This window comes from Actinokineospora sp. UV203, assembly GCF_056323665.1.
Map to the genome: position 1 here is coordinate 1,913,121 of NZ_CM150484.1, position 16,333 is coordinate 1,929,453.

General features: G+C 69.4%; 10 protein-coding genes. 6 read left to right on the forward strand and 4 right to left on the reverse strand.

Going from position 1 to position 16,333, the window contains the following annotated elements; translation table 11 throughout:
- Positions 1 to 93: 93 nt before the first annotated feature.
- Entirely contained in the window at positions 94 to 4,617 is a 4,524-nt protein-coding gene (gene gltB, locus ACUZ2Y_RS08720; protein ID WP_476328702.1) for a glutamate synthase large subunit, read from the forward strand.
- Complete coding sequence (locus ACUZ2Y_RS08725) at positions 4,610 to 6,061, forward strand: glutamate synthase subunit beta (RefSeq protein ID WP_476328704.1); 1,452 nt, start codon at positions 4,610 to 4,612, stop codon at positions 6,059 to 6,061. Before gltB ends, ACUZ2Y_RS08725 begins: the two co-directional genes overlap by 8 nt.
- 64 nt (positions 6,062 to 6,125) lie before the next feature.
- Here ACUZ2Y_RS08725 and ACUZ2Y_RS08730 read toward each other — a convergent pair whose 3' ends face one another.
- Both ACUZ2Y_RS08730 and ACUZ2Y_RS08735 read right to left on the reverse strand, forming a co-directional pair.
- The gene (locus ACUZ2Y_RS08730) at positions 6,126 to 7,349 is read right to left on the reverse strand and encodes a lipase family protein (RefSeq protein ID WP_476328705.1); all 1,224 of its coding nucleotides are present in this window, start codon (positions 7,347 to 7,349) and stop codon (positions 6,126 to 6,128) included.
- A 161-nt stretch (positions 7,350 to 7,510) separates the two neighbouring features.
- A complete protein-coding gene (locus ACUZ2Y_RS08735) occupies positions 7,511 to 8,278 on the reverse strand; it encodes a VOC family protein (protein ID WP_476328706.1) in 768 nt (255 codons plus the stop codon).
- Between the two features lie 143 nt (positions 8,279 to 8,421).
- Here ACUZ2Y_RS08735 and ACUZ2Y_RS08740 point away from each other — a divergent pair, with 143 nt between their 5' ends.
- Entirely contained in the window at positions 8,422 to 8,589 is a 168-nt protein-coding gene (locus ACUZ2Y_RS08740) for a hypothetical protein (protein ID WP_476328707.1), read from the forward strand.
- Positions 8,590 to 8,611: 22 nt separating this feature from the next.
- Here the strand turns inward: ACUZ2Y_RS08740 and ACUZ2Y_RS08745 are convergent, their stop codons facing one another.
- Positions 8,612 to 11,077, reverse strand: a complete 2,466-nt coding sequence (locus ACUZ2Y_RS08745; protein ID WP_476328708.1) for a CapA family protein — start codon at positions 11,075 to 11,077, stop codon at positions 8,612 to 8,614.
- A 47-nt stretch (positions 11,078 to 11,124) separates the two neighbouring features.
- Positions 11,125 to 12,063: a hypothetical protein gene (locus ACUZ2Y_RS08750; RefSeq protein WP_476328709.1), complete on the reverse strand. Its 939-nt coding sequence runs from the start codon at positions 12,061 to 12,063 to the stop codon at positions 11,125 to 11,127.
- Positions 12,064 to 12,210: 147 nt separating this feature from the next.
- Between ACUZ2Y_RS08750 and ACUZ2Y_RS08755 the strand changes: the two genes are divergently transcribed.
- The 3 genes from ACUZ2Y_RS08755 to ACUZ2Y_RS08765 are packed head-to-tail and all read left to right on the forward strand — an operon-like array spanning position 12,211 to position 16,333.
- Positions 12,211 to 14,430, forward strand: a complete 2,220-nt coding sequence (locus tag ACUZ2Y_RS08755; protein WP_476328711.1) for a HAMP domain-containing protein — start codon at positions 12,211 to 12,213, stop codon at positions 14,428 to 14,430.
- The gene (pgsB, locus tag ACUZ2Y_RS08760; protein WP_476328713.1) at positions 14,427 to 15,851 is read left to right on the forward strand and encodes a poly-gamma-glutamate synthase PgsB; all 1,425 of its coding nucleotides are present in this window, start codon (positions 14,427 to 14,429) and stop codon (positions 15,849 to 15,851) included. Before ACUZ2Y_RS08755 ends, pgsB begins: the two co-directional genes overlap by 4 nt.
- The gene (locus tag ACUZ2Y_RS08765) at positions 15,851 to 16,333 is read left to right on the forward strand and encodes a poly-gamma-glutamate biosynthesis protein PgsC/CapC (RefSeq protein ID WP_476328714.1); all 483 of its coding nucleotides are present in this window, start codon (positions 15,851 to 15,853) and stop codon (positions 16,331 to 16,333) included. Before pgsB ends, ACUZ2Y_RS08765 begins: the two co-directional genes overlap by 1 nt.

Sequence of the window (16,333 nt, forward strand, 5' to 3'; positions counted from 1 at the left end):
CGGGCCGAGTCGACGGTGAAAGTGCCCATTGCGGCTTTCCCCTGACCACTCGGCACGCCCGTGTGCGCTTCAGCAGAGGGAGGGCCGCTTCACATGACGACCCGCCAAGACCCCCGGCACGGGGGCCTTTACGACGAGCAGTACGAACACGACAACTGTGGCGTCGCGTTCGTGGCCGACCTCGCCGGTCGCAGAGACCACGGCATCGTCGCCAAAGCGCTCGTCGCCCTGCGCAACCTGGAACACCGCGGCGCCCGCGGTGCCGAGCCGGACACCGGCGACGGCGCGGGCCTCCTGATCCAGGTTCCGGACGGGTTCTACCGCGAGGTCGTCGATTTCACCCTGCCTGACGCCTATGCCGTCGGCACCGCCTTCCTGCCCGTGGACGAGACCGAGCGCGCCGCCGCTGTGGCCGTCATCGAGCGTGTGGCCGCCGAAGAGGGCGCCGTGGTGCTGGGCTGGCGCGAGCTGCCGGTCAACCGCGAGCACGCGGGCGCCACCGCCGCGTCGGTCATGCCGTACTTCTCCCAGCTGTTCATCGCCGCCGCCAACGGCGTGTCCGGCCTTCCGCTGGAGCGCTTGGCCTTCTGTGTGCGCAAGCGCGCCGAGCACGACGCGGCTGGGGACAACGGGGTGTACTTCGCCTCTCTCTCTTCCCGCACGATCGTCTACAAGGGAATGCTCACCGAGCCCCAGGTCGGCCTGTTCTTCCCCGACCTGAACGACGAGCGGGTCACCAGCTCGATCGGCCTGGTGCACTCCCGCTTCTCCACCAACACGTTCCCGTCGTGGCCGCTGGCGCACCCGTACCGGTACGTCGCGCACAACGGTGAGATCAACACGCTGCGCGGCAACCGCGCGTGGATGGACGCCCGCGAGTCGATGCTCGCCAGCGACCTGATCCCCGGCGACCTCAAGCGGATCTTCCCGGTCATCACCCGCGGCGCGAGCGACTCCGCGTCCTTCGACGAGGTGCTGGAGTTGCTGCACCTCGGTGGCCGCTCGCTGCCGCACGCGGTGCTGATGATGATCCCCGAGGCGTGGGAGAACCACACCGAGATGGACCCGGCCCGCCGGGCGTTCTACGAGTTCCACTCGACGCTGATGGAGCCGTGGGACGGCCCCGCGCTGGTCTCGTTCACCGACGGCACCCAGATCGGCGCCGTGCTCGACCGCAACGGCCTGCGCCCGGCCCGCTACTGGGTCACCGAGGACGGCCTGGTCGTGCTGGCCTCCGAGGTCGGCGTGCTCGACATCGACCCGACCACGATCGTCCGCAAGGGACGGTTGGAGCCGGGCAAGATGTTCCTGGTCGACACGGCCGCGGGCCGCATCGTCGACGATGAGGAGATCAAGGGCGCCCTCGCCGCCGAGCACCCGTACGCCGAGTGGGTCGCGAATGGACTCACCACGCTGGAGTCGCTGCCGGAGCGCGAGCGCGAGGTGCCCACGCACGCTTCGTTAGTGCGCAGGCAGCAGGCGTTCGGCTACACCGAGGAAGAACTCGCGATCCTGCTGCAGCCGATGGCTCGCACCGGCGCGGAGCCGATCGGCTCGATGGGCAACGACGCTCCCCTGGCGTCGCTGTCGACGAACCAGCGACCGCTGTTCGACTACTTCAGCCAGCTCTTCGCCCAGGTCACCAACCCGCCGCTGGACGCGATCCGCGAGGAGCTGGTGACCTCGCTGGGCGCCACGCTCGGCGCGGAGCCGAACCTGCTCGAGGTCGACGAGACCTCCTGCCGCCGGATCACGCTGCCGTTCCCGGTGCTGGACAACGACGAACTCGCCAAGATCGTGCACGCCAACGACGACGGCGACCGGCCGGACTACCAGGCCGTCACCATCCACGGCCTCTACGACGTGCGCGGCGGCGGTGACGCCCTGCGTGAGCAGCTCGACGAGATCCGCGCCGAGGTGTCGTGGGCGATCAAGCACGGCGCCCGGGTCATCGTGCTGTCCGACCGGGGGGTCGACGAGAACCTGGCCCCGATCCCGTCGTTGCTGCTGGTCGGCGCGGTGCACCAGCACCTCGTGCGGGAGAAGACGCGGACCCAGGTCAGCCTGGTCGTGGAGTCCGGCGACGCCCGCGAGGTGCACCACATCGCGCTGCTCATCGGCTACGGCGCGGCGGCGGTCAACCCGTACCTGGCGATGGCCACGGTCGAGGAGCTGGCCGAGCAGGGCCTGATCGCGGGCGTGGACGCCAAGAAGGCGACCCGCAACCTGATCAAGGCGCTGGGCAAGGGCGTCCGCAAGACCATGTCCAAGATGGGCGTGTCCACTGTGGCCTCCTACACCGGTGCGCAGATCTTCGAGGCCCTCGGCCTCGGCGCCGAGGTCATCGACTCCTGCTTCACCGGCACCACTTCGCGGCTCGGCGGCGTCGGCTTCGACGTGCTGGCCGAGGAAGTGGCGCAGCGGCACGCGCAGGCCTTCCCGCGCGACGGCGTTCGCGCAGGCCACCGCGACCTGATCACCGGTGGCGACTACCAGTGGCGCCGCGAGGGCGAGCCGCATCTGTTCAACCCGACCACTGTGTTCAAGCTGCAGCACTCCACCCGCTCGGGCAAGTACGAGATCTTCCAGGAGTACACCCGCGCGGTCGACGACCAGTCGGCGTCGCTGAAGACGCTGCGCGGCCTGTTCGCCTTCAAGGAGGGGGTGCGCCCGCCGGTGCCGGTCGAGGAGGTCGAGCCGGTCTCGTCGATCGTCAAGCGGTTCAGCACGGGCGCGATCTCCTACGGCTCGATCTCGCAGGAGATGCACGAGACGCTGGCGATCGCCATGAACCAGTTGGGCGCGAAGTCCAACACCGGTGAGGGCGGCGAGGACTCCGACCGGCTCTACGACCCGAAGCGGCGCTCGGCGATCAAGCAGGTCGCCAGTGGACGGTTCGGCGTCACCAGTGAGTACCTGGTCAACGCCGACGACATCCAGATCAAGATGGCGCAGGGCGCGAAGCCCGGCGAGGGCGGGCAGCTCCCGGGCACGAAGGTGTACCCGTGGATCGCCAAGACCCGGCACTCGACGCCGGGCGTGGGCCTGATTTCCCCGCCGCCGCACCACGACATCTACTCCATTGAGGACCTGGCGCAGCTCATCCACGACCTGAAGAACGCCAACCCGGCGGCCCGCATCCACGTGAAGCTGGTCTCCGAGGTCGGCGTCGGCACGGTCGCCGCGGGTGTGTCCAAGGCGCACGCCGACGTGGTGCTCATCTCGGGCCACGACGGCGGGACCGGCGCCTCTCCCCTGTCGTCGATCAAGCACGCGGGCGGTCCGTGGGAGCTGGGTCTGGCCGAGACGCAGCAGACGCTGTTGGCCAACCGGCTGCGCGACCGGATCGTCGTGCAGACCGACGGGCAGCTCAAGACCGGCCGAGACGTGATGATCGCGGCGCTGCTGGGCGCCGAGGAGTTCGGTTTCGCCACCGCTCCCCTGGTCGTGTCCGGCTGCGTCATGATGCGGGTGTGTCACCTGGACACCTGCCCGGTGGGTGTGGCCACGCAGAACCCGGTGCTGCGCGCCAAGTTCAGCGGCAAGGCCGAGTACGTGGTCAACTTCTTCGAGTTCATCGCCCAGGAAGTGCGCGAATACCTTGCCGCGCTGGGCTTCCGCTCGATCGAGGAGGCCGTCGGTCACGCCGAGCTGCTCGACATGCGCGACGCGGTCGACCACTGGAAGGCCTCGGGTCTGGACCTGTCGCCGATCTTCCACGTGCCGGAGCTGGAACCGCGGGCCTCGCGGCACTGCGTCACCAAGCAGGACCACGGCTTGGAGAAGGCACTCGACAACACGCTGATCCAGCTCGCCGAGGGCGCGCTGAACTCCGGCGACCACGTGCGGCTCGAACTGCCCGTGCGCAATGTCAACCGGACCGTGGGCACCATGCTCGGCTCAGAGCTGACCAAGCGCTGGGGCGGCGAGGGCCTGCCCGACGACACGATCGACGTGACCTTCACCGGCACGGCGGGCCAGTCGTTCGGCGCGTTCATCCCGCGCGGGATCACGCTTCGGCTCGTCGGTGACGGCAACGACTACGTCGGCAAGGGGCTGTCCGGCGGCCGCATCACCGTGCGCCCGCACCCCGGCTCGCAGTACACCGCCGAGCACCACGTCATCGCGGGCAACGTCATCGGCTACGGCGCCACCGGCGGCGAGATCTTCCTGCGCGGCAAGGTGGGTGAACGCTTCTGCGTCCGCAACTCCGGCGCGCTGGCCGTCGTGGAGGGCGTGGGCGACCACGGCTGCGAGTACATGACGGGTGGCCGCGTGGTCGTGCTCGGGCCTACTGGGCGCAACTTCGCGGCGGGCATGTCCGGCGGCATCGCCTACGTGCTCGACCTGGCCGCGCAGCGGGTCAACCCGGAGATGGTCGACCTCGACCCGCTTTCCGTGGAAGACAACGACTTTCTGCGTGAGGTCGTCTCGAAGCACTTGGCGGAGACCGAATCCGCGGTCGCCCGCGCATTGCTGGCGGACTGGGACAACGAGGTCCGGCGCTTCACCAAGGTGATGCCGAAGGACTACAAGCGCGTGCTGGCCGCGCGGGCCGCCGCCGAGCGCGACGGCCGCGACATCGACAAGGCGATCATGGAGGCCGCACATGGCTGACCCCAAGGGCTTTCTGACCACGCCGCGGGAGAACGCGTCCCACCGGCCGGTGTTCCTGCGCCTGAAGGACTGGCGAGAGGTGTACGACGAGTTCGGCAACGAGCGCGTGCAGAAGCAGGCCGGGCGCTGCATGGACTGCGGCATCCCGTTCTGCCACCAGGGCTGCCCGCTGGGCAACCTGGTGCCGGAGTGGAACACCCTGGTCTGGCGCGACGACTGGCGGGCGGCTTCGGAGCGGCTGCATGCGACGAACAACTTCCCGGAGTTCACCGGAACGCTGTGCCCGGCTCCGTGTGAGGCCGCGTGCGTCCTCGGCATCAACGACGACGCGGTGTCCATCAAGCGGGTCGAGATCTCGATCATCGACCGGGCGTGGGACGAGGGCTGGATCAAGCCCCAGGTCCCGACCGTGCGCACCGGCAAGAAGGTCGCCGTGGTCGGCTCCGGGCCCGCGGGCCTGGCCGCCGCCCAGCAGCTGACTCGCGCGGGCCACGACGTCGTGGTGCTGGAGCGGGCGGACGCGATCGGCGGTCTGCTGCGGTACGGGATTCCCGAGTTCAAGATGGAGAAGTCCCGGCTCGACAAGCGCCTTGAGCAGATGGAGGCTGAGGGCACCGAGTTCCGTGTCGGTGTCAACGTCGGCGTGGACGTCACCGTCTCGCGGCTGCGTGACGACTATGACGCCGTGGTCTTGGCGGGCGGCGCCACCGCGTGGCGCGACCTGCCCATCCCCGGCCGCTCGCTCAACGGCGTGTACCAGGCGATGGAGTACCTGCCCCCGGCCAACCGCGTCGCGGCCGGGACGCTGGACCGTTCCCCGATCCACGCTGCCGGCAAGCATGTCGTCGTCATCGGTGGCGGCGACACCGGCGCGGACTGCGTCGGCACGGCGCACCGGCAGGGCGCGGCTTCGGTGACCCAGCTGGAGATCATGCCCAAGCCGTCGGAGACGCGGGCGGACGTCAACCCGTGGCCGACGTACCCGATGCTCTACCGGGTCACCTCGGCCCACGAGGAGGGCGGCGAGCGCGTGTACTCGGTGTCCACCACGGAGTTCGTCGGTGACGCGGACGGCAACGTGCGGGCGCTTCGGCTGACGGAGGTGGCCGACGAGGGCGGCAAGTTCGTCCCCGTCCCCGGCTCGGAGCGCGAGATCCCGGCCGACCTGGTCACCCTGGCGATGGGCTTCGTCGGCCCGGAGAAAGAAGGCCTGCTCACGGACCTGGGCGTCGACCTCGACCCGCGCGGCAACGTCGCCCGGGGCACCGACTTCCAGACCTCCGTCGAGGGCGTCTTCACCGCGGGCGACATGGGCCGCGGCCAGTCCCTGATCGTGTGGGCGATCGCCGAGGGCCGCAGCGCCGCGGCAGGCGTCGACGCCTACCTGACCGGCCGGGCAGTGCTGCCGCGGCCGATCGAGCCCACGGACCGTCCGCTGGTCTGAGGGTGCTGAGGACGGCCCGCGAGCAATGGCGCTCGCGGGCCGTTCCCTATCCACCCGGTGGGAGCTAGAACTTCCCGCAGTTCGGCGTGGCGGCTTTGCCCGCGAACCGGTCCCCCAGCCACGCCGCCGAGTTGCCTGCCGCGGGCTGGGCCGCGAACACGTGCGCCAGCAGCGGCAGCGCGAGGATGTCCCGGAACTGGACGTTCGCACCCAAGCCGCACCAGTCCTTGGCGAGTTGCCTGCCCTGGCCGTAGGGGAGGATGTCGTCGGCCGGGGCGTGCTCGACCAGCGTCGGCGCGGTCGGCTTGCGGTTGCCGATCCGCATGTCCTTGATCACCGTGGCGAACGGCTCCTGCGTCATATACGCCGACACCGGCTTGCCGTCCTTGGTCAGGCTGCTCGACTGCTTGAACGCGAACTTGAAGATCGCGTCCATCGTGCACACCTGCGACGCCTGCACGAACAGTTCCGCGCCCGCCTCGTTGGCCAGGCTGACCAAGCGGGTCTCCGGGTAGGCCTGGTTGATGCCGACCAGCGAGAACCCGAGGAACCCGAACGCGTACGCGCCGTCGAGGCTCTTGGCGAGCACCGCCTTGTCCGCGGGCGGCGCGCCGACGTATGCGCCCTTCACGTCAAGTTCCGGCGCGTACTCGGACGCCAGCTCGACCGCGGCGGCCGAACCGCCGCCACCCTGCGAGTAGCCGGTGATGCCGACCGGCCCGTTCGCAGGCAGACCGCTGCCGGGAAGCCGCTGCGCCGCCCGGACCACGTCGAGCACCGTGTGCGCCTCGGACGCGCGGACGACGTAGGTGTGCTCGCCGGGCGTGCCGAGACCCTGGTAGTCGGTCTGGGCGACGGCGATTCCCCGCTCCAGCAACGGATTGATGAACAGGCCATGCGTCTGTGAGGCCAGGTCGCCGCCACCCTCGCCCGCCAGGGTCTTCGACGGCGCGCACTGGTCGCCCATGCCGGAGGTGAACGGCGAATAGGCGACGATCGGGCGCGGCCCCGGTCCCGACCAGGGCTTGGCCGGGACCAGAACCGTCCCCGTCACCGCGATCGGCTTGTCTTTGGCGTCCCGCGACAAATACATGACGCGGGTCGCTGTGGCGCCGTTATAAGTGGACGGCTGGGATTTGATGACGTCGCCGTTCCGCCCCGCGGGCAATGGCGACGGCGGGGTGTAGAAATCGGCGGCGACGGCGGGCGACGAGGCCACGGTGACCACCGCCAGGACGGCGGCGACCACCGATGTCGCGGCGAGTCCGCGTCTGGCTGAGACGTGCACGTTGACACTCCGTTGCGCTCAGGTATCCGAAAGGTCTCGGAATGGAGACTGGCGACGGCAGTGACTTAAGGCAACGCTTGATCGGTCATTGCGGAATCTCGCTACGAAAAGTGTCCCCTTTCGAATAGCGGGAACGGTCAGTTTTGGCAGCCCGCACCGAATTACGCCGAAGGAGGCGATCCGATGTCGAAGGTAACGCCGAACGGGTCGGTGATGGCGGCGGTGTTGCCGTACACCATCTTCTGCACGGCGTCGGCTGTTCCCCCGGCGGCGACCACACGCTCGACGGCGGCGTGGCAGTCGTCGACCTGGAACAGCGTCCCCCAACTCGACTTGGTCGCGGTCGGCTCGCCCATGATGCCGCCGATCTCGTGGCCGTCGGGCCTGCGCAGGAAGGTGAAGTCGAGGTCGGGCAGGTCGGGGTTGGCGTCGAGGGTGAAGTCGAAGACCGCGGCGTAGAACGGTCGCGCCAATGCCGCGTCCGGCGTGACCAAGTCGTTGCGCAGCAAGGAATTGGGCTCGTTCACCACCTCGGCGCCGATGTGCTTGTTCCCCTGCCAGAGGCCGAACTGGGCACCGACCGGGTCCTTGACGATCGCCATCCGCCCCTGCTCCATGACGTCCATCGGCTCGGCCAGCACCGTGCCGCCCGCCGCGCGGACCCGCTCGACGGTGGCGTCGCAGTCGTCGGTGGCGAGGTAGATGTTCCACCAGAAGTCGGTGGCGGCGGGGTCCGGATTGGGCATGATCGCGGCGGCGCGCTTACCGTCGACCAGACAGGTCGTGTAGTGCCCGGTCTCGGCGGGGCCGATGTCGAACTCCCACCCGAACAGCGCGTGGTAGAACGCCATCGCCCGGTCGAGATCGGGGATGCCGAGGTCGATCCAGGTCGGGGTGCCGAGCGGCTGGTTCGCACTGAGATGGCTCATGGTTGTCCTCCAGAAAGTCGAGGCCGCCAAGCTAGCCCCGCCCACCGACAAAACTCCGCCGCCAACCTGCCCCCAACCGCCGTCGGGCGCATTCCCATGTCGCCGGAACCCAGGCACACTTGGGGAGGACAACGGGAGGGCCCATGGCCGAGAAGTTCACCGACGAGGAATTCGCCTTCCTCCGCTACGCCCGGTTCGGCTCGCTGCCCGAGCGGGTGAAGCCGGAGGAACTCGTCGCCTTGAACGAAACCGAGCCCGCCCCCGACTACGCCGACCTCGCCTACGACGCCAAGGAGCGCGCCGAGGGCTGAGCAGGCAGCTAGTGGCCCGTCACTAGCGGTTCTGCCGAACCACCAGCGGGAGCTCCGCTGTCGTGTCGCCACGGTTGCGGGCCATGGTGAACGGGGCGAGGGTGTCGGTCAGGCCTGCCGCGGAGCGCCACTCGATGAACCGGACGTCGTCGAGGTCGACCCAGGCGACCCGGTCGCCGTCGCGACTGTTGAGGCGGAAGTAGGGCATGACCATGTTTCCCTGTGCCGGGCCGGCGTCGAGTTCCTCGATCGTCAAGTCTATGACGACCCGATGCCATTCCCCGTCGGCCGGGACATCGATCGCTTTGACATAACTGGCGACCACCTGCGACGACGGGTCCTCCGCCGGATTGCTGTCGTCGAAGTTGTACACCTCGAACCGCAACTCGGGGGCCGCGGTCGTCGCGCGGCGGACCATCGCGCTCACCGAGTACGACGGGTTGGGGTCAGCGCCCACCGCCTTCCCCCTGCGCTCTTTGAACAAACGGTGTCGGGGCAGCGGTATCCGGGCGATCGTGCGGGTCTGGACCGAGTCTCCGTCCCTGGTCTCCAACCGCAGGAAGCGCAGGCCCTGCGGAGTCTGCCCGGGCTGGGCTCCTTCCCGCTTGCTGTTGACGCTCCAGTGGATCGCTTCGCTGACGGCTCCGTCAGCGGACTCGTCCTCGAAGTGGCCCCAGCCGAACAGATCGCGGCCGACGTCGATCCCTCGGGCGTCCTGCGGCCGGGCCAGGGCGTCGAGCGGGACCGAGTCCGCCAGGTCCACCGTCGCCAACGGACCGAGCCGGACCTTGACGTTCTGCTCGGCGGGCGCGGCGGCGGTGATCCGACCGGTGTGCCGCTCGATGGCGATCTGCGCCTCCACGCTGTCCGAGCCGCGTTTGACCGGTCTCGTGCGAACCTCCCCCGCGCTATCGCGATAGGACTCCGTGGTGAGCGCGCTGCGCTCCCAGACCCGGGTGAGGACCTGGGCGGCGCCACGGTCGGTGACCGGGACCGGCTTGTAGTCAACAATCTCGATCGGCAGCAGCCGCGCCTCGAGCAGTCGGTCGCCTTCCCACACGGTGCGCAGGAACGCGCTCGAGAACGTGCTCATAAAGTTCTGGTCGAACACGAAGTTGCCCAGGCTGTAGGCGATCAGTTTGCCCTTGTACCACTCGACGCCCTGCAGGACGTGCGGGTGGTGGGCGATCACGATGTCCGCTCCCGCGTCGATCGCCTTGCGCGCGATCTCCCGCATGTTGTCCGAGGCGGCGTCCTGGAACTGGAAGCCCGCGTGCACCTGGACGACGGTGACCCCGTTCGGCGACGCCCGGATCTGCTCCTCGGACCGCTTGCCGTCCCACGGGGCCGCACCACCGTGACCGCGGCGCGCCACCCAGTCCTGCATCTCCGGGTACATCTGCGACAGCGATGCCCACATGCGGCCCACCACGTCGGCCTCGACCTCGCTCTCCGCCGCGGTGAACTGCTCCCACGCCTCTCGGATGCGCCGGGGCGCGGTCGCGATCTTCGCCTCGGCGAACCCCCAGGGCCGAGCCTGGTACTGCCATTGCTCCTTCTCGGGCAGGTCCGCGGGCTTGCGCGTGCGGGCGTCCGGGAAGCTGGAGTTGACGAACGACCCGTCGACGCTGTTATAGGCCAGCACGGTGACCGGGGCCCCGTTGACCTCACGGGTGTGCGGCGTGGATGCCTCCTCCGCGGTCATCCCAGCGCCCACCATCGCGATGTCGGCGCTGGTCAGAGCCGCCCGCGTGTCGGCCACACCCGCGTCGAGCAGGTCGCGTGTGTGGTTGTTCGCGAGCACGGCCAGGTCCACCGACAGTGCTTTCAGCCCGGCCACCGTTCCGGTCGCCGAGTTCAAGATGAATCGCTTGCCCGGGTAGGCGGCGTCGGCGGTCTTGTCGCTGACCACGGTCTCCAAGTTCACCGTGCGGAAGTCCGCGGCGCCGAAGGCGGGCGCGACGGCCGAGACGACCTCTTCGGCACCCGCCGCCGCGTCATCCGCCGGGATCAGCGGCTGCGACCGGTTGGATTCCTCCTGCGTCGGCACGGCGTAGCGCCTGCCGAACATCACATCGCCGGTGGAGTGCATCGCGAAGCGGTTGGCCGTGCGCGCGAACAGCCGCACCGCCACCTCCTTGCCGGAGTCCGACCACCCGATCGGAACGGGCTCGACGATGTGCCCGGCCGCTTCGATGACGGCCACCGCGGGCCCCGACAGCACCGGAGTACGCACGGTTCCCTCGTCGTCGGTGGTCAGCGCGACCGGTGTGTCCGCGATGCCGTGCACGGTGACCTTGGCGCCGGCGATGGCATCCCCGGACTCGCCGGTGACCTTGATCTTCGCCTCGATGGTGCTGCCGCCCGGAGCCTGAAGGCAGTCGGCACAGTCATCGCCGGACACGTGCACGACCAGGGTCGTGGCGGCGGCCGCGACCACGAGGACGACGGCGATGAGCCACTTGTATCGGATCAGGGCAGCGAGCACCGCCGGGATCCTCCTTCGTGTGTTGTCGTACTCGGAGACCATCGGGATCAGTCGCTGCCGAAGTCGGTTTCGCCGAGGATCCGGACGACGGCCGCCCGGCGCTCGACGTCATCGCGGAGAGATTTGTTCATCTCCACGTGGACGAAGCGCGAACCATGCTCCGCCGCCGCGATGCCCTGCTTGTTCCGCCTGCCCTCCAGGCCGCCGCAGTCCGCGGACCAGGCCTCGCACACCCGGGAGCCCGATGCCGCGATCCGGGCCGACACCTGACGCAGCGCGGTGGTGGTCGGGGTCGCGCCAGGCGACAGCACGACGTCGGATCCGGCGAGCGAGTTGTCGTCGAAGCCGTGCAGTTGGACTTGCGGAAGACCGCGTTTGGCGAGCTGTTCGGTCACCGCGTGGAACATCGAGTCCGTGCGGTGCGCGACGTCGCCCGCACCACCTGCGGCCTTGCGGTGGGTGCCCGCGACCGCGAGCACAGCTCCCGGCGTCCGCCGGAACAGCTCCAACCCGATCTCCTCGGTGAGCAAGTCGAACGCCGGGTGCGGAACCTCCACGACGAGCCGAGCGGTTCGGGAGAGGTCGATCACGTACATTCCCCAGCCACGCTCAGCACCTGGTGTGTCGGACACCACCACATACGACCTTCCAGTCGGCGCGTCGACGCCTGCGCGCGCGCGATACCCCAGGCCACGCACCAGGTCGGAGACTCCGTCCACGTCCTGGAGCCCGCCCTGACCCAGCCGGTCGACGGTCTCGGCGAGGGTTCTGCTCTCCGCTCGGTCCGGCGCCCGATATCGGGCGTCCTCACGCAGCGCCGCGGTGTAGGCGGCCAATTCCTGCCCCAGGTCAGCGTGGGTGCCCTCCCCAGCGAGGCCATCGTCGGCGTGATTTCCACGCGTCGCCGTGTGCACAAGAAAAACGATCACGACGACCAGCGCGGCCATTGTCACCCAGAGGATGCGCCGAAAACGAATGACTCTCACTGCAGGTAGTGTAAGCGCGGCACAAATCCACCCGAGGTCACCCATGTGAGTGGAGTGTCTCTGGTTGATGTAGCAGAATGTCGCCGCCGTTGTCTGGTCGGGCATCAGCGGCGCCATGCCTGGGGGCTATGGAAGTCGGAGCTATCAGTGAGCAGACCTATCAGACCCGCGCGCGTCGATCAGGCGCGCAGGCTGGAATCGCAGATCCCGGAGAGCGGGTTTCCGTCCGGCGTCGCCGTGCCGTCGCTCTGCCTACTCGTCCTTCTTCTCGCGCTCGCGACACTGAGCGGTGTCCTTCTCGACGGCCGCGCGGCCGGTGACGTTCCCCGCGCGTTCGTCGACAGCCAACAGCGCCTCGCCACCGACACCGCGCGCTCGGTCGGCGCCACGGCCAGCCAGAGTCTGAGCGACCTGCGGCTCGCCGCCGCGGGTCAGACCGAGGGGCCGACGGAGCCTTTGCTCGACAAACTCGTCCAGCAGTCGCGCTGGCGCGGAACGGCGGTCTTGAACAAGTCGACCCGCGCGCTCATCGCCACCCGCGGTGAACAGGTGCCGGTCCAAGCCGTGCCCGCCGCCGTTTCCGACGCGGCGCTCAGCTCGCTCGTCGCAGGCAACGGCGAGTTGCTGCTGGTCACCACGCTCAGCCTGCCGGGCGAACGACTGTTGACGGCCACCACCTCGGTTTCCCTGCCGGAGGCAGACAAGGACCCGGCACTTCGCCAGGCGCTGCATCTGACGACCCTGGGCGGGCAGGTCGTGGGGGTGAGTCGGGCACCGCAGACCACCGACGACCCCGGCCTCGCGCCGCTCCTCGAGCAAGCGGGCCGCTCGGCCGCGGCCGGTGAGCCAGGCACACTTCTCGGACCCATCACCGCGGACACCCAGGCCACCGTCGCCTACGCCCCGGTCGCGCCGTCGGGCGGCGCCCACGTCCTCGACCTCGCGGTCGTGACGGTCGGCTATGCGCCGGCGGGCACGGCCGCGACCGGCGGCTCCGGGGTGATCCCCGCGGCGACCCTCGCCGTCATCGCGGTCGGCGGCTTCATGCTGGTTCGGATATTCCTCGTCGGGCCGGTTCGTCGACTGCGCGCGGACATCCTCGCGGTCGCGGGTGGCGATCTGGACACCCGGGTCAGGCCGTCGACGATCAGCGAAGTGAACCGGATCGCGGCCGCGGCGAGCACGTGCCAGGCGGCACTGACCAAAGAAGAGGAACCGGGCGCCCGCAGCCGGGGGGTGTCGGCGCTGATCGTGGTGACCGTGGCCGCGGTCGCCGTCGCGGGATGGTCGGCAGGTGTCCTCACGCTGCTCGCCGACCGCTCGGCGCAGGTGCCGGACGTCCTGGTGACCAGCCTGCGCGGACAGACAGGGCGAGCCACCGAGGCACTGCGGCGAAGTGTGAACGACGGTCTCGCGGACCTGTCCGCCGTGGTGACCCTGCACGGCGCCGAGGGGCACGAGGCGGTGCGCGCCTCCGCCGATCACCTGGCCGCCGGGCAGGCGCGCTACCGCAGCGTCTACCTCGTCGACCGCTCGGGGCAAGCGCAGAGCCACGTGGGCCGCAGCCCGCTGCGGGCGGTCGAGCGCCCGCCGGCGAAAGCCGGAATCCGACAACAGAACAACAACGGCCGCGTTCCGGTGATCTTCGCCCACGTGCCGCTGCCCGACGGCAAGCACACCCTGATCGGCGAGTTCGACATCGACCACATCGCCAGCCTGCTCAGCCAAGCACCCGGCCGGGTGCGCCTGGTCGACGCGGACTTCCGAACGATCAGCGCGACCGCGGGCTACGTGGCCTTCGAAGAGGTCACTGATCGCGGGCCGCGCGACAGCATCGACTTGGCTCAGCGCGGGGACACGGTCGCCGAGATCCACGACGGGTCGGACGGTCCGGTGTTGCACTCCGCCGCGGCGGTGTACGGCGGCGAGGCGGGCAAGCTGGGCTGGACGGTGGTCGCCCAGTCGCCCGTCGCGGACTTGGCGCTGCCCGCGAACGACCTGCGCCGACACACGGAGCTCGTCGCGCTGCTGGCCGGTCTGCTCGCGGCCCTGCTCTTCGGCTGGCACCTGTTCGGCTTGATCAACCCGCTGCGCCGGGTGGCGGCCGCGGCCGACCGGCTCGCCGACGGCGACCGCGACACGGTCATCTACCCGCAGCGCCACGATGAGATCGGCACCATCGCCTCGTGCCTGGAGATCTGCAGGCAGGCGGTGGCCGATGGCCGCGACCGCCTGGGTGAGGTGCGCAGGCCGCGGGGCTCCGCGACCGACGAGACGACGTACCTGCGGCCGGTCGAGAAAGTCGACCTGCCCCGCCAAACGCCCCCGCGCAAGGCCGCGTCGAGTTCGGCGAGCCGAACCCGATGACCTACCTCTTCATCGTGCTCGTCACCATGACGATGGGCATGCTCTGCGCGGGCCTGATCGAGCAGCGACGACATTTCGCGCAGCTGGAGCGCATCCCGCACCGCGTGCTCGTCAACGGCATCCGCGGCAAGAGCTCCATCACCCGGCTGTGCGCGGGCGCGTTGCGCGGTGGTGGCCTGGTGACCGCGGCCAAGACGACCGGCACGGCGGCCCGGTTCATCCACCCGGACGGCAGCGAGGAGCCGGTCTACCGCAAGTTCGGGATCGCCAACATCGTCGAGCAGATCGGCATCGTGCGCCGGGCCGCCGCCTACCAGCCCGACGTCATGGTCATCGAGTGCATGGCCGTGATGCCCGATCTGCAGGAGATCAACCAGGCCAAGCTGATCAAATCCACGATCGGCGTGCTGTGCAACGTCCGCGAGGATCACCTCGCGGAAATGGGGCCAACGCTCGACGACGTGGCCCGCTCGCTGAGCCGGTCGATGCCCTTCGGCGGCATCTGTGTCACCGCGGAGCGCGACCGGCTGCACATCCTGGAAGCCGAGGCCGCCAAGCGCGACTGCGAGCTCATCGCGGTCGACCCGGAGTCGGTCACCGACGAGGAGATGGCGGGCTTCAACTGGGTCACCTTCAAGGAGAACGTGGCGATCGCGCTGATGATCGCGGACTTGCTCGGGGTCAACCGCCGGCTTGCCTTGGAAGGAATGTGGGCGGCCAAGCCGGACCCGGGTGTGCTCTCGGTCAAGCGGTACGCCGCGGCGGACAAGATCATCCGGCTGGCCAACGTCTTCGCCGCGAACGACCCGGAATCCACGCTGATGAACATCGATCGACTGCTCGACCAGGGTGCGATCGAGCGGCCACTGCACCTGGTGATCAACTGCAGGCCGGACCGGGTGGAACGCAACGGGCAGATGGGCGCCATCGTCGCCAAGATCGACCCGGACCGGATCATCCTGATCGGTGAGCCCACCCGCAGTGCCCGGGTGGCGATCGCGGCCGACTGGCAGGACCGGGTTGTCGACCTCGGTGGTTCACGTCCCGCGGCGGAACTGCTCGACGCGGTGCTGGACGGAATCGACGACGAGGCAGCCGTGGTGACGGTCGGCAACATCCACGGTCAGGGCGAACTGCTGCTCGAGGAACTCGCCACCCTCGAGGAGTTGCCCGCCGAGCCTCGCGCCCCGCTCCCGGCAGCGGCTGCCCGGTTCCCAGGCCCGACTCGACCCCCGCGCACCGTGGTCGTCCGCGGCGACCTGTTCGGCTCGGAACCCACCGAGCCTGCTCGCGGATCCGCTCCCCACACCGAGAACGCCCGTGTCCCGAGGGCGAAGCCGGGCTACCAAGATCCCCCCACCGAGCTCGTCGCGCCCGCGTCCACGCGGGCCGACGACCGCCCCAGACCCAGGAAACGATGATGAACAGCGCGAACCTGCCCCCCGAGGTGGCCACCCTCGGGTTGGCCATCGGCCTGGTGTTCTCCCTCGCCTGCTACCTGATCACCAATCTCTCACCCGGCGGAATGATCACCCCCGGCTGGCTCGCGCTCACCCTCGTCGAGGACTACCGCCGTGCCGCCATCGTCGTGTTGATGAGCGGCCTGACCTTCGGTGCGGTGAAGCTGCTGCAGAAGGTCGTCATCCTCTACGGGAAGCGGCTGTTCGCCTCGGTCGTACTGACCGGCGTGCTCTTCCAGACGACCCTGTTCCTTCTCATCCAGAAGGATTTCCCGCTGCTGTTCGCCCACCAGACACTCGGGTTCGTGGTGCCTGGTCTGATCGCCTACCAGCTCGTCAGGCAACCACCGCTGGTGACCCTGGCGGCGACAGGTACCGTCAGCGCCGCTGGATTCGGGGTGCTGGCCAGCGGTGTTCTCGCCGGTCTGGTCCCCACGATCTGA